Here is an 18,926-nt window from a genome sequence, read left to right as displayed (position 1 = left end):
GATGTTGTCCTGACAAGACGACTCGGCTCGTCAAGGCGATCGGAGTACTGCAGGACCGCGAGCGTCAGGCCGAGGCAGCAGGATGAAAAAGGCTCAGTGATGACCGACATCGCTGTACCCACCATCTACAAGGGCCTGGCCGGAGTCGTGGTCGACACCACCGCGATCTCGAAGGTGGTGCCGGAGACGAACTCGCTGACCTATCGTGGCTACGCCGTGCAGGACCTGGCCGCGCACTGCTCGTTCGAGGAGGTGGCCTACCTGCTGTGGAACGGGGAGCTGCCCGATCACCGCGAGCTGGAACGGTTCTGCCAGCAGGAGCGCGCCTCGCGCCGGGCCGACCGGTCGCTGCTGTCGCTGGTGGCCAAGATGCCGGACAACTGCCACCCGATGGACATCGTCCGCACCGCCATCAGCTATCTGGGTGCCGAGGACCCGGCCGAGGACGACAACTCGGCCAAGGCCAACCGCGCCAAGTCGCTGCGGATGCTCGCGGTGCTGCCGACCATCGTGGCCGCCGACCATCGCCGCCGCCGCCGCGGACTGGACCCGATCCCGCCGCACTCGCACCTGGGGTACGCGGAGAACTTCCTGAATATGTGCTTCGGCAGTATCCCGTCGCGGGAGCTGGTCAAGGCCTTCGAGGTGTCGCTGATCCTCTACGCCGAGCACAGTTTCAACGCCTCCACCTTCGCCGCGCGCGTGGTCACCTCGACGCTGTCCGATATCTACAGCGCGGTCACCGCCGCCATCGGCGCGTTGAAGGGTCCGCTGCACGGCGGTGCCAACGAGGCGGTCATGCACGACATGCTCGAGATCGGCGATCCCGCGCTGGCCGAGGAATGGCTGCGTAACAAGCTGGCGCACAAGGAAAAGGTGATGGGCTTCGGCCACCGGGTCTACAAGAACGGTGATTCCCGGGTGCCCACCATGAAACAGGCGTTCCTCGATATCGCCGCCGCCACCGACGGCGACAAATGGGTGCGGATGTACGAGACGCTCGAACGCACCATGACCGAGGCCACCGGCATCAAACCGAATCTCGATTTCCCGACCGGCCCGGCCTATTACCTGCTCGGTTTCGATATCGAGGTGTTCACCCCGATCTTCGTGATGAGCCGGATCACCGGCTGGACCGCGCACATCATCGAACAGGGTGAGTCCAATGCCCTGATCCGTCCGCTGAGCGAATACGTCGGCGTGCCGCAGCGCACCGTCGTCGCCTAGCAGATCCCAGCTATCGGCGGCCCGCACCACCCGTGCGGGCCGCCGTTTCGTACCCGGCGCACCCTCGCTGACGCCCCGACTCGACAAGGTCGACATGTTCTCTCGAATCCTGGTAGCCAACCGTGGCGAGATCGCCATCCGCGCCTTCCGCGCCGCGTACGAACTCGGCGCGAGCACCGCCGCGGTGTTCCCGTACGAGGACCGCAATTCCCCGCACCGGCACAAGGCCGATCAGTCGTATCAGATCGGCGTGGAGGGTCATCCGGTTCGCGCGTATCTGTCGATCGAGGCGATTGTCGACGCGGCGAAATCCGCAGGTGCCGACGCCATCTACCCGGGATACGGGTTCCTGTCGGAGAATCCCGAACTGGCGGCGGCGTGCGCGCGCGAGGGCATCACCTTCGTCGGGCCCTCGGCCGAGGTGCTGGAAATGGCGGGGAACAAGGCCACGGCCATCGCGGCGGCGAAGGCGGCCGGACTGCCGGTGCTGACCTCGAGTGAGCCGTCGGCCGACATCGAGGAATTGCTCACCGCTGCCGCCGAATTGGAGTATCCGATCTTCGTCAAGGCCGTCGCCGGGGGCGGTGGCCGCGGAATGCGCCGGGTGGCGGAGCCCGAGCAGCTGCGGGAGGCGATCGAGGCTGCTTCGCGAGAGGCCGAGTCTGCCTTCGGCGATCCGACCGTGTTTCTCGAGCAGGCGGTGGTGAATCCGCGTCATATCGAGGTGCAGATTCTGGCCGACCAGTACGGCAATGTGATGCACCTGTTCGAGCGGGACTGCTCGTTGCAGCGGCGGCACCAGAAGGTGATCGAGCTCGCTCCCGCGCCGAATCTGGATCCGGCACTGCGCGAACGCATCTGCGCCGACGCGGTGGCCTTCGCCCGGCAGATCGGGTACGTGAACGCGGGCACCGTGGAATTCCTGCTCGACGAACGCGGCAATCACGTGTTCATCGAGATGAATCCGCGTATCCAGGTGGAGCACACGGTGACCGAGGAGATCACCGATGTGGACTTGGTGCAGGCGCAATTGCGGATCGCGGCGGGGGAATCCCTGGCCGAGCTGGGATTGAGCCAGGAGACGGTGACGATTCGCGGCGCCGCCCTGCAATGCCGGATCACCACCGAGGACCCGGCCAATGGTTTCCGGCCCGACACCGGGCGGATCACCGCGTACCGGACGCCGGGTGGTGCGGGGGTGCGGCTCGACGGTGGCGCCACCGTGGGCGCGGAGATCGGGGCGCATTTCGATTCATTGCTGGTGAAGCTCACCTGCCGGGGCCAGGACTTCCCGGCCGCGGTCGCGCGGGCACAGCGGGCGGTGACCGAATTCCGTATTCGCGGGCTCGCGACGAATATCCCCTTCCTGCAAGCGGTTCTGGACGATCCGGATTTCCGGGCGGGGAAGGTGAACACCTCGTTCATCGACGCGCGCCCGGATCTGGTGACGCGGCGGGTCTCGGCGGACCGGGCATCCAAGATTCTCGACTATCTGGCCGACGTGACGGTGAACAAGCCGCACGGGGAACGGCCCACCACGGTGTACCCGCACGACAAACTGCCCGCCATCGACCTGACCCCGCCGCCGCCGGACGGATCGCGTCAGCGCCTGCTGGCCCTCGGACCCGAGGGTTTCGCGCGCGCCTTGCGGGAACAGAAGGCACTGGCGGTCACCGACACGACGTTCCGGGACGCGCATCAGTCGCTGCTGGCCACACGTGTTCGGACCAGTGGCCTGCTCGGTGTGGCCGGGCATGTCGCGCGATTGACCCCCGAACTGCTCTCGATCGAGGCGTGGGGTGGCGCGACCTACGATGTGGCGCTGCGGTTCCTGCACGAGGACCCGTGGGAGCGGCTGGCCGCGCTGCGCGAGGCGGTGCCCAATATCTGCTTGCAGATGTTGCTGCGCGGGCGGAATACGGTGGGGTACACGCCCTATCCGGAACAGGTCACGCGGGCATTCGTGTCGGAGGCGGCGTCCACCGGTATCGATATCTTCCGGATCTTCGACGCGCTCAACAATGTGGAACAGATGCGGCCCGCCATCGAGGCCGTGCGCGAAACCGGCAGTGCTGTCGCGGAAGTCGCGTTGAGTTACACCGGTGATCTGCTCGATCCGAACGAGCAGCTCTACACCCTCGACTACTACCTCAAGCTCGCCGAGCAGATCGTGGACGCGGGTGCGCACGTCTTGGCGATCAAGGACATGGCCGGGCTCCTGCGCGCACCGTCGGCCGCCAAGCTCGTGACGGCATTGCGCAGCAACTTCGATCTGCCCGTGCACGTGCACACCCATGACACTCCCGGCGGTCAGCTCGCTACCTACCTGGCCGCGTGGCAGGCCGGTGCCGACGCGGTCGACGGTGCTTCGGCGGCCATGGCCGGTACCACCTCGCAGCCTGCGCTGTCGGCGATCGTCGCGGCCGCCGCGCACACCGAGCGCGACACCGGCCTGAATCTGCAGAACGTGTGCGATCTGGAGCCGTATTGGGAGGCGCTGCGGAAGGTATACGCGCCGTTCGAGTCCGGGCTTCCGGCGCCGACCGGGCGGGTGTACACGCACGAGATTCCGGGTGGTCAGCTGTCGAATCTGCGTCAGCAGGCGATCGCTTTGGGTCTGGGTGACCGGTTCGAGGAAGTCGAGGCCAAGTACGCGGCGGCGGACCGGCTGCTGGGTCGTCTGATCAAGGTGACGCCCTCGTCGAAGGTGGTCGGTGACCTGGCCCTGGCGCTGGTGGGTTCCGGTGTGGAGATCGAGGACTTCGCCGCTGATCCGGGTCGCTATGACATTCCGGATTCGGTGATCGGTTTCCTGCGTGGTGAGCTCGGTACTCCGGCCGGTGGCTGGCCGGAGCCGTTCCGTACCAAGGCGCTGGCCGGGCGCAGTGAACCCAAACCCGAAGTCGCGCTGACGGCCACCGATCGGGCCGGTCTCGACGGGTCGCCGGACGAACGCCGCGACACCCTCAACCGACTGCTGTTCCCCGGCCCGACAGCCGAATTCCGCGCTCACCGGGAGAAGTACGGCGACACCACGGGTCTGTCGGAGAACCAGTTCTTCTACGGATTGCGCCGGGGCGAGGAGCATCGGGTGCAGTTGGAGAAGGGTGTCACGCTGCTCATCGGGCTGGAGGCGATCTCGGAGCCGGACGAGAAGGGGATGCGCACGGTCATGTGCATCATGAACGGGCAGTTGCGCCCGGTCGCGGTGCGCGACCGTTCGATCGCCTCGGAAGTTCCGGTCGCGGAGAAGGCCGACAAGAACAACCCCCGCCAGCTCGCGGCCCCGTTCACCGGGGTCGTGACTCTCACTGTGGCCGAAGGAGATTCGGTTGCCGCCGGTGATTCGATCGGCACGATCGAGGCAATGAAGATGGAAGCGGCCATCACCGCGCCGCGCGCCGGTATCGTCGAACGGGTCGCCACGGCGAAGGTGCAGCAGGTCGAGGGCGGCGACCTACTCGTGGAATTGGGGGACGTCGATGACCGGTGACCGAGAGCCCGAGACGACCGGTGCGCCACCGGCATCCTTGCGCGCCCGCACCCGTTCGGTCGCGCAGCGCCTGCGCGACCACGGTGGCGGCCGCGTACCGTTCTCGGTCGAGTTCAACCCGCCCCGCGACACGGCCGGGGAGGCCCGGTTGTGGCGCACGGTCCGCGAATTCGAGCGCATGCACCCGGCCTTCGTCTCCATGACCTACGGCGCGGGCGGCTCCACCAAGGACCGCACGGTACGCATCACCGGTGAACTGGCCACCGAGACCACGCTGCTGCCGGTCGCCCACCTCACCGCCGTCGGGCACAGCATCGCCGAGTTGCGCTCGCTGGTCGGCTCCTACGCCGACTCGGGCATCCGCAACCTGCTCGTGCTGCGCGGCGACCCGCCCGGTGACCCGCTGGGCGCCTGGCGCAAGCACCCCGCCGGCGTCGAATACGCCGAGGAACTGGTGCGCATCGTGCGCGACCTGGGCGACTTCCACGTCGGGGTGGCCTCGTTCCCGCAGGGCCACCACCGCTCACCCGACCTCGACCACGACACCCGGTTCCTGGCCGCGAAACTCCGCGCGGGCGCGGACTATTCGATCACCCAGATGTTCTTCGACGTCGAGCACTATCTGCGCCTGCGCGACCGGGTGGTGGCCATGGACCCGGTCGAGGGCGCCAAACCGATCATCCCCGAGCTCATGCCCATCACCTCGCTGCGCACGGTGCGGCGCGCCGAGGAACTCAGCGGCCGCGCCCTGCCCCGATCGGTGATGGCTCGGCTGGAGAAGGCCGCGGGCACCGGGCCCGAGGAGGACCGGGCCGCCGTGCGCGCCGAAGGCGTCCGGATCGCCACCGAGATCGCCCAGCGCCTCATCGACGAGGGCGCCCCTTGCCTGCACTTCATCACCCTCAACTTCGCCAAGGCCACCCGCGAGGTCCTCACCAACCTCGGCTACGCCACCCACACCACCACCTCCGCCGTGGCCTGACCACCGATCAGCACGCTCCGGCCACGGCCGGGTAATTCACTCGACGGGTGATCGCGGCGTTGTTAGCGTGGTCGGCATGCACTTGTTCTTCCTCTGAGATTCCAGGGCCGCTTCCGCCTCGGCGGACAGCCGACGGCCCTCTCTTCGATGTTCCGTCGCGCGCTCGGCGCGCGTCCATCGACCAGGGCACCCCCTCCGTTTGTGACGGATGGTGCGGTGTGCCCGGAGGAAAACATGACCTCTCGAATTCGGCCTGCCCGTGCGCGGGCCCAACTGACCTGCACCGATATCCACCTCCAGCGCGGTGACCGCGTGGTGCTCGACGGCGTCGAGCTGACCGTCTCGCCCGGCGCGCGGTGGGCCGTCGTCGGCGAGAACGGGCGCGGCAAGTCCACCCTGCTCCACGTGCTCGCCGGAGAACTCGCCCCCGACCAGGGCACCGTCGCCCGTGTGGGCACGCTGGCGCTGGCCACCCAGGAGATGCCCGACCACGACGAACGCACCGTCGGCGCCGTCATCGACGAGCACCTCGCGGCCGCCCGCGCCGCCATGCGCGCGCTCGACGAGGCGACCGAAGCGATGACAGAAGGCCGTCCGGGCGCCGACGAGGACTACAGCGCGGCGCTGGACCTCGCCCAGTTGCTCGACGCCTGGGACGCCGACCGTCGCGTCGACATCGCCCTGGCCGGTCTCGGCGCCGTCACCGACCGCGACCGGCCGCTGGCCACCCTCTCGGTGGGGCAGCGCTACCGGGTGCGGCTGGCGGTGCTGCTGGCCGCCGGTGACGACTTCCTGCTGCTGGACGAACCGACCAACCACCTCGACCGGGCCGCGCTCGACTTCCTCACCGATCAGCTGCGCGCCTTCGCGGGCGGGGTCGTCGTGGTGAGTCACGACCGCGCGCTGCTCACCGATGTCGCGCAGTCGTTCCTCGATCTCGACCCCACCCGCGACGGCAGGCCCCGCGTCTACGGGGGCGGCTACGCCGGATACCGGGACGGGCGCCGGGCCGAGCGGGCGCGCTGGGCCGAGGACCACGACCAGCAGCAGACCGAACGCGCCCGCCTGGCCGAGGATCTCTCGGTGGCACAGAACCGCCTGGTCAGCGGCTGGCCGCCGGACAAAGGCACCGGCAAGCACGCCCGCGCCACCCGCGCGGGCTCGGTGGCGCGCGCGGTGCACCGGCGCCAGGACGAGCTGGAACGGCATCGCGTCACCGCACCCACCCCGCCCCAGCGGTTCGGGATGCCCGAACTGCCCGCACGGGCCGGGGTCACGCTGGTGCGCGCGGAGGACGTCACCGTGGACGGGCGGTTGCCGGGACCGGTCGCACTGGCGCTGGACTCCGGCGACCGGCTCGTGATCAGCGGAGCCAACGGCGCGGGCAAATCCACGCTGCTCGGCGTGCTGAGCGGGATCGTCGCGCCGTCGACCGGTCTGTTCCACCGGGCACGCAAGGCGCGAATCCACCTGCTGCGGCAGGAATCCCGGTGGCCGCTGCGGCGCCGGGCGCGCGAGGTGTACGAGACGCATCTCGCGGAGCTGGTCACCGCGGGGATGCTCGACGAGAGCGAACGGGTGGCGCTGAGCGCGCTCGGCCTGCTGACCGCGCACGAGGCGAACAAGCCGATCGGCGAGCTGTCCATCGGGCAGCAACGCCGCCTCGACCTCGCCTGCGCGCTGGCCGCCCGTCCCCATGCGCTGCTGCTCGACGAGCCGACCAATCACCTGTCCAGCGCGCTGGTCGACGAACTCACCGAGGCGCTGCGGGTCACCGAGGCCGCGGTGGTCGTCGCCACCCACGACCGGCAGCTGCGGCGGGATCTGCGGGACTGGCCCCGGCTGGAACTGGGCGCCACCTCCGCCGCACGATGCTGATCGGCGGGTGAACGCACCGGCCCCGGATGTCCGGGGCCGGTGCGCGGTCAGCCCCGCGCAGCCAGCGCGTCCACCTCGAACAGCATGCCGGGCAGGGCGAGCGCGGCGACGCCGAGCAGGGTCTGGGCGGGCGGCCTGTCACCCCAGATCTCGGCGATCTGCTCGCCGAGGACAGTCAGCTTGTCGAGATCGTGGTCGACGATGAAGGTACGCAGCTGGGCGACATCGGCGTAGTCGAGACCGGCCGAGCGCAGGGCCGTGCCGAGATTGGCGAACGCGCGCGCGACCTGTCCGGCGAAATCCTCGGTGGTGGTGTGGCCGTCGGCGTCGGAGTCGTACTGACCGGCGATCAGCACGAGCTCACCGGTCACCCTGGCGACGTGGCTGTAGCCGAATCCGGTCGGATCGTGCAGCTCGGCCGGGTTGCTGATGTGCACAGACATGGAACTCTCCTGATATCGATCGAATGGTCTCCCACGGTGGAGACGGGACACGCGGCCGGAGTGTGACAGGAGGGTCCGCCGATGTGGCGCGAGTGGCGGCGACGATACTGGGCGCAGTGCTCCATCTGAACCCGAAGCGGTAGGAGAGGAACTCACATGAGCGGCATCCGATCGGTCATGGCGGTGGTCGCCGCCGTCGGGCTCGGCGCCGGGGTACTCGGCGCGGCACCCGCCACGGCGGCCGAGCAGCCCACCGTCGTCCTGGTGCACGGCGCCTTCGCCGACACCACCAGCTGGGACGGGGTCGCCGCGAACCTGCGCGCCGACGGCTATTCCGTGGTGGTCCCGGCCAACCCGCTGCGCGGCCCGGCCAACGACGCCGCGGCGATCGAGCAGGCCATCGCCGGGATCGACGGGCCGATCGTGCTGGTCGGGCACTCCTACGGGGGCACCGTGATCACCAATGTGGACGATCCGGACGTCACCGCGCTGGTCTACATCGCCGGGTTCGCGCCCGTCGAGGGCGAGCCGGCGCAGCTGGCGCTGGACCCGATCCGGTTCCCCGGCAGCCGGTTGCTGCCGCCGGTCCTGCAGCTCACCGTCGTCGACGACAGCCACGGCGTGAACGGCAAGAACCTCGACGCGTATGTCGACCCCGGCTCGTTCCACGAGGTGTTCGCCGGTGACGTCAGCGATGCCACCGCCGCCGACATGATCGCCCACCAGCGCTCCATCGCCGTCGCGGCGAACATCGAACCTTCGGGCCCGGCGGCGTGGACGCGGCTGCCGAGCTGGTACCTGGTCTCCGGCGACGACCTGGTCATCCCGCCCGCCTCCCAGCGCTACATGGCCCAGCGCAGCGGCGCGCGGACCTCGGAGATCGCGGCCTCGCACGCCTCCCTGGTGTCCGAACCCGCGGCCGTCACCGCCGTCATCGAAACGGCTGCCGCGGGCTGAGTCAGCGCGCGGGGGCGGACAGCACCGTCGACATGGCCGCGCGCCAGTCGGCGAGCAGCTGGTCGCGGTGGTTGGTGCTGAGGATGGTGGTCAGGGCCAGGCCGCGGAAATAGGTGAGGGTCATCTCGAAGACGGTGTCGAAGTGCGCCGGGAGCGGGTCGGGGACCCGGCGCACGATCGACGCGCGGACGGTGGTGTGCAGATCGCGCTGATGACGCAGCAGGGCCGCGCGCAGGTCGGCGTCGGTGCGCGCCGCCACCCACAGTTCCAGCAGCGCGCCGAACAGGGGCGTGGCGAAACTGCGCCACAGCGCCGCCATCCAATCCGGTTCGCCCACAGGCTCTTCGGCGGTGCGCACCTCGATGATCTGCTGATCGGACAGGTGACGCACCGCGTCGACGAGCAGATACGCCTTGTTCGGGTACTGGTGCAGCAGCGCGCCGCGCGAGACGCCCGCCCTGGCCTGGATGGCGCCGATGCTGGTGGCGGCGTAACCGTCCTCGATCAGGCTGGCGACGGCGGCGGCGAGAATGCGCTCACGCGTGCTCTGGCTGCGTGCGGCGTCGCTGCGCCGCCGGCCTTCGGTGGGGGGAGCCATGCGGGTATCTTCGCAGGTCTTGACAACAGTCCGAGTGGACTGTTTCATTGCGGACATGACCGCCCCCACCGTTCTGGTCGAACGTGACGGCCCGCTCGTACTCATCGGCATCAACCGTCCCGAGGCGCGCAATGCCGTCGACGGGCCCACCGCCGCCGCACTCGCCGCCGCCTTCCGCGACTTCGACGCCGACCCCGACGCGGCGGTAGCCATCCTGTACGGCGTGGGGGAAACCTTCTGCGCGGGAGCCGATCTCAAGGCGATCGGCACCGAGCGCGGCAATGTCGCCGGGGTCGAGGGCGACGGCCCGATGGGCCCGACCAGGATGCGGCTGAGCAAGCCGGTCATCGCCGCGATCTCCGGCTACGCCGTGGCCGGTGGGCTGGAACTGGCCGTCTGGGCCGACCTGCGGGTCGCCGACGAGGACGCGGTCCTCGGCGTGTTCTGCCGCCGCTGGGGTGTGCCGCTGATCGACGGCGGCACCGTGCGCCTGCCCCGGCTGATCGGGGAGAGCCACGCCTTGGACTTGATCCTCACCGGCCGCCCCGTCGACGCCGCCGAAGCGCACCGGATCGGCCTGGTCAACCGCGTCGCCCCGCGCGGTCGGGCGCTGGTGGCGGCCCGCGACCTCGCCCTGGAACTCACCCGCTTCCCGCAGACCTGCCTGCGCCAGGACCGCCTGTCCATGCTCGAACAGGCGGGCCTCGCCGAAAACGACGCCCTGGCCAATGAATTCGCGCGCGGCATGACCTCGCTGCAGTCCGACACCCTCGCCGGTGCCGCCCGCTTCACGGCGGGCGCGGGCCGTCACGGCGACTTCACCTCGGAACGACAGGACTGATCACCCGCCCCCGACGAGGTGTGTACCTTGTCGGGGCGGGACGTTCGGCGGAGATCAGCCGAGCAGTTTCGCCTTCGCCGCGGCGAATTCCGCGTCCGAGAGCGCCCCGGCATCGCGCAGCTGACTCAGTTTCGTCAGCTCGGCGACCACATCCGTGCCGCCCGCGGGTGGTGCCGGGGGCGGGGGAGGCGGCGGCGCGTAGGCCGGTTGCGGTGGGGGCGCCTGCTGTTCGGCGTAGGCCTGCTGTTCGGCGGAGCGCCTGCGGGCACGATTGTTGACCGCGTTGGAGGTGGCTTGCGCGGTGCCCGCGACGACCGCGGTGCGGGCCACCGTGCCCAGCAGTCCCGGCCGCCCGACGCGGCCCATCCGAAGTGGCATCTCGATTCCTCTCTAGACGGTGGCCGCGGCGACGGCGGCCTCGACCGCGTCGCGCGGCACCTGCACGTGCAGGGCCACTTCCCCGTCGGCGCCGCGGACCGCGGCGGCCAGGCGGGTGGCCCAGGTCTCCTCGAATACCACCACGACGGCGGTGGATTCCGGTGCCATCGACGCGCGGACCACGGCGAGGTCCTCGTCGCTGACCAGGTCGATGTCGGCGGCGGTCAGGCCGGTCAGGCCCACCTGGTCGAGATCGTCGTCGATCTCGAGCTCGGTGACCGCGCCCGCGGCGTCCATCGACAGCACGATCAGATCGAGCAGCGTCACCGTGCCGTTGCCGACGACCTCGGCGAGCGCGTCGGTGACCGCCGCGTCGACGGAGGTGCCGGGAAAGGTCAGCACGATGAACTCGACCGGGCCGAGTACTGGAGTTGCTCCCATATCCGCATCGTGCGCGGGACGAGCCCGGCGCGCTTCACCCGAATCGGGTGAATCCTCCGCCCGAGTTCACCCGTCGCGGGTGAGGTGCGCGCCGCGACCACGACGAATACTGCGGAGGGGATCGTCTCGGCCTCGGGCCGGACCGCACAGTCTTCGTCGCCAGGAAAGGGAACCGATGAGCGGCCAGAACAGCGCGACCGACAGTATCCGACAGGGCAACGACAGCCTGCTGACGCGGCTGCCGTTCGACGACAGCCAGGATTTCGCCGACGCCGAACGCGGATTCGTCGCCGCGCTGACACCGGGGATCGTGAAGAACGACGCGGGCGAAGTGGTCTGGGACAGCGACGGCTACGCCTTCCTCGACGAGGACTGCCCGCCCACGGTGAACCCGAGCCTGTGGCGTCAGTCGAAGCTGTGCGCGATGCAGGGGCTCTACGAGGTCACCGACGGGATCTACCAGATCCGCGGGCTCGATCTGTCGAACATGACTCTCGTCGAAGGCGAGACGGGCGTGATCGTCGTCGACCCGCTCATCTCCGCCGAGACCGCCGCCGCCGGACTGGCCCTCTACCGTGAACATCGTGGCGAGCGCCCGGTGACCGGGGTGATCTACTCGCACTCCCACATCGATCACTTCGGCGGCGTGAAGGGCGTGACCACCCAGGAGGCGGTCGACGCGGGCAACTGCCCGATCATCGCGCCGGTCGGGTTCACCGAGCACGCCGTCGAGGAGAACGTCTACGCGGGCACGGCGATGGCCCGGCGCGCGGCCTACATGTACGGCGCCGCCTTGCCGCGTGGCCCGCTGGGCGCGGTGGGCGCGGGTCTGGGACCCACCACCTCGACCGGCACGCCGACGCTGATCTCGCCGACGGTGTACATCGACCACACCGGCCAGACCGTCACTGTCGACGGCGTCCAGATCGAGTTCCAGATGACCCCCGGCACCGAGGCTCCCTCGGAGATGAACTTCTACTTCCCCGCCCGCCGGGCCCTGTGCATGGCCGAGAACGCCACCCACACCCTGCACAATCTGCTGACGCTGCGCGGCGCGCTGGTGCGCGACCCGCACGTGTGGGCGAAGTACCTCACCGAGGCGATCAACCGCTATGCCGCGCGCGCCGATGTCGTGTTCGCCTCCCACCACTGGCCCACCTGGGGCACCGAGCGGCTCACCGAATTCCTCTCGGTGCAGCGCGATCTCTACGGCTACCTGCACGATCAGACCCTGCGCGCACTCAACAAGGGCGCCACCGGCATCGAGATCGCCGAGGACATCCAGCTGCCACCCGCGATCGAGAACGCCTGGTCGACGCACGGCTACTACGGCTCGGTGAGCCACAATGTCAAGGCGATCTACCAGCGCTACATGGGCTGGTTCGACGGCAATCCCTCGACGCTGTGGCAGCATCCGCCCGCCGAGGGCGCGCGCCGCCACCTCGAGTACATGGGCGGTGCCGACGAGGTACTGACCAAGGCGCGAAAGTCCTACGCCGAGGGCGACTTCCGCTGGGTCGCCCAGGTGCTGAACTACGTGATCTTCGCCGACCCGGGCAATGCCGAGGCCAAGGCGCTGCAGGCCGACACCCTCGAGCAGCTCGGCTTCGGCGCCGAGAACGGCACGTGGCGCAACTTCTTCCTGATGGGCGCCTACGAGCTGCGCCACGGCAGTGTCGGCACCCCCACGGTCGCCGCCGCGCCCGACATCATGGCCGAGCTGTCGGTGGAGCAGGTCTTCGACGCCATCGCCCTGCGCGTCGACGGACCCAAGGCCTGGTCGGCGTCGATCGTGCTGGACTGGCGGATCACCGACACCTCGACCGTGCACCGCACCCAGTTGCGCAACGGTCTGCTGGTGCACTTCGACGTGGACACCGACCTGCCCGAGCCCGACGCCACCTTCGCCCTCACCGCGGCCGATCTGCGCGCCGCGTTGCTGGGCGGCCAGGGCCTGCAGCAGATGATCGCCGACGGCCGCGTGAAGGTCACCGGTGAGGCGGGCAAGCTGGCCGAACTGGTCGGCTACCTGGACGTTCCCGACCCGGATTTCGCCATCGTGACGCCCTGATCCCGCTCCCGCCGGCCGGCTGATCCAGCCCGGCCGGCGGCCGGCCGAAGGAGCGTGCGATGCGAAACCCCTTCGCGGGACAGCGCATGACCAAAGCCGACGTCGGCGCCGGCGTGCCCGGTGCCATCGCCGGGGTGCCCGACGGCATGGCATCGGGTCTGCTGGCGGGCGTGAACCCGGTGCACGGGCTGTACGCGAGCATGGCGGGCCGGTTCTTCGGCGGGTTCGGGACGAGTACGCGGCTGATGGTCGTCACCACCACCAGCGCGTCGGCGCTGGCCGCGGGTTCCACGCTCACCGAGATCGCGCCCGAGGACCGCTCCGCCGCGCTGGTGCTGCTCACCCTGGTCGCCGGAATCGCCATGATCGTCGCGGCGGTGCTGCGGCTGGGCCGCTACACCCGGTTCGTCTCGCACTCGGTGATGACCGGGTTCCTGCTCGGCATCGCGGCCAATATCGTGCTCGGGCAGCTGCCGGTGCTGCTCGGGGCGCCGTCGGAGGGCTCGGTGGCGGCGCTGAAGGCACTACACGTGCTGACTCATCCCCGTGGGATCGACTGGCGTTCAGCGCTGGTAGGGGTCACCGCGATCGTGCTGTTGGTGCTGCTGAGCCGGGGCCGGCTGCGCAGCGTCGCCTCGCTGGGTGCGCTGGTGGTGCCCACCGCGGTGGTCCTGGCGTTCGGGTGGGACGAGGTCGCCACCGTCGCCGACGCGGGCGCGATCCCGACCGGCGTCCCGCTGCCGCACCTGCCCGATCTGAGCGTGTTGTCGCCGTCGCTGCTGGCCGGTGCGCTGGCGGTGACCGTCATCGTGCTGGTCCAGGGTGCCGGTGTCGCCGAATCGGCACCCAACCCGGACGGTTCCCGGTCCCGGATCGACCGCGACTTCTGCGCGCAGGGCATCGGCAATATCGCGGCGGGACTGTTCCGGGGGATGCCGGTGGGCGGATCGCTGGGGCAGACGGCCATCAATGTCACCTCCGGCGCGCGCACCCGCTGGGGCTCGGTGTGGTCGGGGCTGTGGATCCTGGTGATCCTGGTGGCACTGACCGGGCTGGTCGGCAAGGTCCCCATGCCGACGTTGGCCGCCATTCTCATCGTGGCCGCCGCGGGCGCGTTCGACATCGACCGGCTGGTGGCGATCTGGGGCAGCGGCTCGATCTCGCGCACCGCGCTCGGCGTCACCTTCGTCGCCACACTGCTGCTGCCGGTGACCGCCGCGGTCGGGGTCGGAGTGGGACTCTCGCTGCTGCTGCAAATCAATCAGGAAGCGATGGACCTGAAGGTCGTGCGGTTGCGGGTGGAGGGCGACCGGCTGGTCGAGGACACCCTGCCGAAACGGCTGTCCGACAACGAGATCGTCATCATGGACGTCTACGGCAGCCTCTTCTACGCCGGGGCGCGCACCCTGCAGACCCGGCTACCCGACCCGGCCGGGGCCCACGATCCCATCGTCATCCTGCGATTGCGCGGCCGCACGAGCGTCAGCGCGACCTTCCTGCACGTGCTCGCCGACTACGCGCGCCGCCTCGACGAGGTAGGCGGGCGCCTCTACCTCAGCGGCGTCGACCCGCACGTCCGCGCCGTGTGGACCGATCAGCTGCTTGCCGGACAGGGCGTCTCGATCGAGTTCTTCCCCGCGACCCACACCCTGGGCGAATCCACCCTGGCGGCCTACGCCGACGCCGAGATCAGGCTGCACGGAGAAGGGGGCACACAGAACAGTCCCCGGTAGTCTCCATCGAATCCATGAATCGCAGTCGTCGCTGCGAATCCGGTACTCGACTGGCTTGCCGGGGGCCTGGACCAGATCCTGAAAAACAATCACTCGATGGGCAAACGTCTCTGTCTACCGTGTGGTTCTCTTCCGGTGCTCTGGTGTATATCCAGTGTGCTCCGGATTTGCCAGGAGTCAATACCCCGACCACACAAATCTTCGGAAAACGCCCATACCCACCATTCCGAGTCGAATCAGCGCCGCCCATGGCCGGATCTCACGGTCCGGGGGTTGGTGGGGGAGAGGTGGTTGTTACACGTGGGGCGGGTCGGGGTGATCCGTGCGCAACAGGATCTCCTTACGGTTCCGGATTGCCGTAAGTGCGGTGAGGTGGAAACGGCAGGCTCGCAGAGGTCGGGGCTGAGGAGGTCGGGTTTCGTGGCGGGTGATGGGCTTCGTGGGCGATCCGCAGCTGCGCCACATAGACTGCTCGATGTGTCGAATCTGCGGATCAGTGAAGTAGCAACTCTCATGGGTGTCAGTGATGACACCGTCCGGCGGTACATCGACCTGGGCAAGCTCGCGGCGATCCAGCTCGACAACGGCCGCAAGGGCGTCGAGGGACGCGAACTCGCCGAATTCCTGCAGCGGGAGCGCGAGGCCGTGCCACCCGGTGCCGCCGTGGCCACCTCGGCGCGCAACCGGATGCAGGGCATCGTCACCCGGGTCGTCAAGGACACCGTCATGGCGCAGGTGGAGATGCAGGCGGGCCCGTTCCGGCTGGTGTCGCTGATGAGCCGCGAATCCGTCGACGAGCTCGGTCTCGAGGTCGGCAGTGTGGCCGTCGCTTCGGTGAAGTCCACGCACGTTGTTGTTGAAATCCCGGAAAGTTGATGAGGTAGAACATGATTCGCACACTTCGCGCGGCGGCGATCGCCGGTGTGATCGCCGTGGCCGCGGTCGGCTGCGGCAACGACACCGACGCGGCGCCCGCGGGTGATCAGGTCGGCGGCACCGTCACGGTGTTCGCCGCCGCCTCGCTCACCGAGACCTTCACCGAGCTGGGCAAGCAGTTCGAGGCCGCGCATCCCGGCACGAAGGTGGTGTTCAACTTCGGGGCCAGTTCGGCGCTGGCCGAGCAGATCAAGCAGGGCGCCCCGGCCGATGTGTTCGCCTCGGCGGCGCCGAGGAACATGCAGCAGGTGGTCGACGCGGGCGAGATCACCGCCGCGCCGGTGGTCTTCGTGCGCAACCGGCTCGAGATCGCCGTGCCCAAGGGCAATCCGAGCCAGATCACCGGCCTCACCGATTTCGCGAATCCCGACGAGAAGATCGCGCTGTGCGCCGAGCAGGTGCCGTGCGGCGCCGCGGCCAAGACCGTGTTCGAGGCCGCCGGGATCACCCCGCAGCCCGACACCCGCGAGTCCGATGTGAAGGCGGTGCTGACCAAGGTGACTCTCGGTGAGGTCGACGCGGCGCTGGTGTATCGCACCGATGTGCAGGCGGCGGGTGACAAGGTCGACGGGATCGACTTCCCCGAGTCCACCAAGGCGGTCAACGATTATCCGATCGCTCCGCTGGCGAAGGCACCCAACAGTGCCGCCGCGGCGGCTTTCGTCGAGTTCATCGGCTCGGACAAGGCCCGCGCGGAGTTCGCCGAAGCCGGTTTCGACACCCCGTGACCGGCATCGCGCGGCGGCGGGCGGTCCGGGGTCGGCGACCGCTGATCCTGGTGCTGCCCGCCGTCTGCGCGCTGGCCTTCCTGATCCTGCCGATGATCGGCCTGCTGGTGCGGGCGCCGTGGCGCACCCTGCCGGAGCGGCTGATGAGCGCGGAGGTCGGGCAGGCGCTGCGGCTGTCGCTGGTGTGCGCGACCTCGGCCACGGCGGTGTGTCTCGTGCTCGGCATCCCCCTGGCGTGGCTGCTGGCCCGCGGTGAGGTGCCGGGCCTGGGCATCGTGCGCGCCCTGGTGACGGTGCCGCTGGTGCTGCCGCCGGTGGTCGGTGGTGTGGCGCTGCTGCTCGTGCTCGGCAGGCGCGGACTGGTCGGCAGCTATCTCTACGACTGGTTCGGTTTCTCGCTGCCGTTCACCACCGCCGGGGTGATTGTGGCCGAGGCGTTCGTCGCGATGCCGTTCCTGGTCATCTCGGTGGAGGGCGCGCTGCGGGCGAGCGACCCGCGATACGAGGAGGCCGCCGCGACCCTGGGCGCCTCGCGCTGGCTGACCTTCCGCCGCGTCACGCTGCCCGCGGTGATGCCCGGCGTCGTCGCCGGAGCCGTGCTCTGCTGGGCCAGGGCGCTGGGCGAATTCGGCGCCACCATCACCTTCGCCGGAAGCTTCCCCGGCACCACCACGACCATGCCACTGGCGGTCTACCTCGCCCTGGAGACCGACCCCGCCGACGCGATCGTGCTGAGCCTGGTGCTGCTCGCGGTCTCGGTCGCCGTGCTGGCCGCCCTGCGCGACCGCTGGACTCGAGGACCGTTGTGAGCCTGGACGCCGAACTGCGCATCGCCCAGGGCGATTTCACCATCGACCTCGCCTTCACCGTGGCACCGGGCGAGGTGGTCGCCCTGCTCGGCCCCAACGGCGCGGGCAAGACCACCGCCCTGCGCGCCCTGGCCGGGCTCACCCCCCTCACCGGCGGCCGCCTGCGGCTCGACGAGCGGATCTGGGACGAACCACCCGCCCGCTTCGTGCCCGCCGAGCACCGGTCGGCGGGTGTGGTCTTCCAGGACTATCTGCTGTTCGCGACCATGAGCGCCCTGGACAATGTGGCCTTCGGATTGCAGGCGCGCGGGATGCCGCGCAAGCTCGCCCGGCAGCGCGCGGCGGGCTGGCTGGACCGGGTCGGCCTGGCTCAGCACGCCTCGGCCAAGCCGCGTTCGCTGTCGGGCGGACAGGCCCAGCGGGTCGCGCTGGCCCGCGCACTCGCCACCGATCCCGCGCTGCTGCTGCTCGACGAACCGCTGGCCGCCCTGGATGCCAGCACCCGTCTGCAGGTGCGCGCCGAACTCGGCCACCACCTCGCCGACTTCCCCGGCCACACCGTGCTGGTGACCCACGACCCGCTCGACGCCATGGTGCTGGCGGATCGGCTCGTCATCATCGAGAACGGCCGCGTCGTACAGGAGGGCCCGCCTGCCGAGGTGGCCCAGCGGCCCCGCACCGACTACGTGGCCAATCTGGTCGGATTGAACCTGTATCGCGGTGTCGCCGAAGGTACTTCGGTGACGCTGGCCGGGGGCGGAACGCTCACGATCCCCGAATCCACCACCGGCCCGGTCCATCTCGCGTTCCCGCCGAGCGCGGTCGCCCTGTATCCCGAACCGCCCGTGGGCAGTCCGCGCAACACCTGGGAGACCACTGTCGCCGGGGTCGAGCAGCACGCCCATCTGACCCGCATCCGCCTGGCGGGCAGCCCGGCGGTGCTCGCCGAGGTCACCCCCGCCACGGTCGCGGATCTGCGGGTGCAGAGCGGTATGCGGCTGTGGGCCTCGGTCAAGGCGACCGAGATCCGCACCTATCCGGCCTGAGCCGTCCGGCCCGGCGCGGCGGCCGCCAGCACGTACACCCACGCCTCGTCGCCGGACCGCAGTGGCAGCAGCACGCGGGTGTAGTCGTCGACCTCGTAGGCGTCGGCGGCCAGCAGATCGTCGTCGCCGACCTCGAACGCCGTTCCCGGCACGCCCGCCGCCGGGTCCGCGGGCACCAGCACCGGATGCACCGCCGACCCGCTGGTGGCGATCACCGCCGGATCGGTGATGGTCACCTCGGCCAGCGCGAACCCGGCGATCTCGGCGGCCCGCCCGCGCAGCAACCGCCCGAACACGGCCCGCTGGACCTCGGGCTGACGCAGGGTGCCGTAGGAGAACAACAAGGACTCGGTCATACCGGGGAA

The 18,926-nt window shown here is 69.8% G+C and carries 17 protein-coding genes; 12 read left to right on the top strand and 5 right to left on the bottom strand.

All coding sequences use genetic code 11. The features are described 5' to 3' along the window. The first annotated feature begins 99 nt into the window (after nucleotides 1-99). From ACWEMY_RS23055 to ACWEMY_RS23040, 4 genes are all read left to right on the top strand, one after another. Nucleotides 100-1,227, top strand: a complete 1,128-nt coding sequence (locus ACWEMY_RS23055) for a bifunctional 2-methylcitrate synthase/citrate synthase (protein WP_452391683.1) — start codon at nucleotides 100-102, stop codon at nucleotides 1,225-1,227. A gap of 94 nt (nucleotides 1,228-1,321) precedes the next feature. Continuing rightward, on the top strand, nucleotides 1,322-4,720 hold the full coding sequence (locus tag ACWEMY_RS23050) for a pyruvate carboxylase (protein ID WP_452391682.1): 3,399 nt from the start codon (nucleotides 1,322-1,324) through the stop codon (nucleotides 4,718-4,720). Next, complete coding sequence (locus tag ACWEMY_RS23045) at nucleotides 4,710-5,702, top strand: methylenetetrahydrofolate reductase (protein ID WP_452391681.1); 993 nt, start codon at nucleotides 4,710-4,712, stop codon at nucleotides 5,700-5,702. Before ACWEMY_RS23050 ends, ACWEMY_RS23045 begins: the two co-directional genes overlap by 11 nt. 234 nt (nucleotides 5,703-5,936) lie before the next feature. Next, the gene (locus tag ACWEMY_RS23040) at nucleotides 5,937-7,580 is read left to right on the top strand and encodes an ABC-F family ATP-binding cassette domain-containing protein (RefSeq protein ID WP_452391680.1); all 1,644 of its coding nucleotides are present in this window, start codon (nucleotides 5,937-5,939) and stop codon (nucleotides 7,578-7,580) included. A gap of 47 nt (nucleotides 7,581-7,627) precedes the next feature. On the opposite strand, the gene ACWEMY_RS23035 is transcribed toward ACWEMY_RS23040, so the two are convergent. Continuing rightward, complete coding sequence (locus tag ACWEMY_RS23035; protein ID WP_375937033.1) at nucleotides 7,628-8,023, bottom strand: RidA family protein; 396 nt, start codon at nucleotides 8,021-8,023, stop codon at nucleotides 7,628-7,630. A 156-nt stretch (nucleotides 8,024-8,179) separates the two neighbouring features. On the opposite strand from ACWEMY_RS23035, the gene ACWEMY_RS23030 reads away from it, so the two are divergent. Next, a complete protein-coding gene (locus ACWEMY_RS23030) occupies nucleotides 8,180-8,980 on the top strand; it encodes an alpha/beta fold hydrolase (protein WP_452391679.1) in 801 nt (266 codons plus the stop codon). 1 nt (nucleotide 8,981) lies between these two features. On the opposite strand, the gene ACWEMY_RS23025 is transcribed toward ACWEMY_RS23030, so the two are convergent. Further along, nucleotides 8,982-9,578 (bottom strand): TetR/AcrR family transcriptional regulator, encoded by a 597-nt coding sequence (locus ACWEMY_RS23025; RefSeq protein WP_452391678.1) that lies wholly within the window; start codon nucleotides 9,576-9,578, stop codon nucleotides 8,982-8,984. Nucleotides 9,579-9,633: 55 nt separating this feature from the next. Here ACWEMY_RS23025 and ACWEMY_RS23020 point away from each other — a divergent pair, with 55 nt between their 5' ends. After that, nucleotides 9,634-10,419, top strand: a complete 786-nt coding sequence (locus ACWEMY_RS23020; protein ID WP_452391677.1) for a crotonase/enoyl-CoA hydratase family protein — start codon at nucleotides 9,634-9,636, stop codon at nucleotides 10,417-10,419. A 54-nt stretch (nucleotides 10,420-10,473) separates the two neighbouring features. On the opposite strand, the gene ACWEMY_RS23015 is transcribed toward ACWEMY_RS23020, so the two are convergent. Together ACWEMY_RS23015 and ACWEMY_RS23010 are read right to left on the bottom strand one after the other, a co-directional pair. Continuing rightward, entirely contained in the window at nucleotides 10,474-10,797 is a 324-nt protein-coding gene (locus ACWEMY_RS23015) for an SHOCT domain-containing protein (protein ID WP_452391676.1), read from the bottom strand. A gap of 12 nt (nucleotides 10,798-10,809) precedes the next feature. Beyond that, nucleotides 10,810-11,238: a DUF6325 family protein gene (locus ACWEMY_RS23010; protein ID WP_452391675.1), complete on the bottom strand. Its 429-nt coding sequence runs from the start codon at nucleotides 11,236-11,238 to the stop codon at nucleotides 10,810-10,812. A 175-nt stretch (nucleotides 11,239-11,413) separates the two neighbouring features. On the opposite strand from ACWEMY_RS23010, the gene ACWEMY_RS23005 reads away from it, so the two are divergent. From ACWEMY_RS23005 to ACWEMY_RS22980, 6 genes are all read left to right on the top strand, one after another. Beyond that, nucleotides 11,414-13,309 carry an alkyl/aryl-sulfatase gene (locus ACWEMY_RS23005; RefSeq protein WP_452391674.1) on the top strand — a complete coding sequence of 632 codons (1,896 nt, stop codon included), beginning with the start codon at nucleotides 11,414-11,416 and terminating at the stop codon, nucleotides 13,307-13,309. Nucleotides 13,310-13,368: 59 nt separating this feature from the next. Beyond that, nucleotides 13,369-15,042, top strand: a complete 1,674-nt coding sequence (locus ACWEMY_RS23000; protein ID WP_452391673.1) for a SulP family inorganic anion transporter — start codon at nucleotides 13,369-13,371, stop codon at nucleotides 15,040-15,042. A gap of 477 nt (nucleotides 15,043-15,519) precedes the next feature. Then, nucleotides 15,520-15,918 carry a TOBE domain-containing protein gene (locus ACWEMY_RS22995; protein ID WP_336083579.1) on the top strand — a complete coding sequence of 133 codons (399 nt, stop codon included), beginning with the start codon at nucleotides 15,520-15,522 and terminating at the stop codon, nucleotides 15,916-15,918. A gap of 11 nt (nucleotides 15,919-15,929) precedes the next feature. After that, complete coding sequence (gene modA, locus ACWEMY_RS22990; protein ID WP_452391672.1) at nucleotides 15,930-16,706, top strand: molybdate ABC transporter substrate-binding protein; 777 nt, start codon at nucleotides 15,930-15,932, stop codon at nucleotides 16,704-16,706. Then, nucleotides 16,703-17,515, top strand: coding sequence for a molybdate ABC transporter permease subunit (modB, locus tag ACWEMY_RS22985; RefSeq protein WP_375937001.1), 813 nt, complete (start codon nucleotides 16,703-16,705; stop codon nucleotides 17,513-17,515). The genes modA and modB overlap by 4 nt, the downstream gene beginning before the upstream one ends. Beyond that, nucleotides 17,512-18,561, top strand: coding sequence for an ABC transporter ATP-binding protein (locus tag ACWEMY_RS22980; RefSeq protein WP_452391671.1), 1,050 nt, complete (start codon nucleotides 17,512-17,514; stop codon nucleotides 18,559-18,561). Before modB ends, ACWEMY_RS22980 begins: the two co-directional genes overlap by 4 nt. Here the strand turns inward: ACWEMY_RS22980 and ACWEMY_RS22975 are convergent. Then, nucleotides 18,549-18,917 (bottom strand): gamma-glutamylcyclotransferase family protein, encoded by a 369-nt coding sequence (locus ACWEMY_RS22975; RefSeq protein WP_452391670.1) that lies wholly within the window; start codon nucleotides 18,915-18,917, stop codon nucleotides 18,549-18,551. The two genes, ACWEMY_RS22980 and ACWEMY_RS22975, sit on opposite strands and share 13 nt — an antisense overlap. Nucleotides 18,918-18,926: the final 9 nt, after the last annotated feature.

The organism is Nocardia sp. NPDC004415 (assembly GCF_053602435.1).
This window is presented reverse-complemented; position numbering and strand designations above follow the sequence as displayed.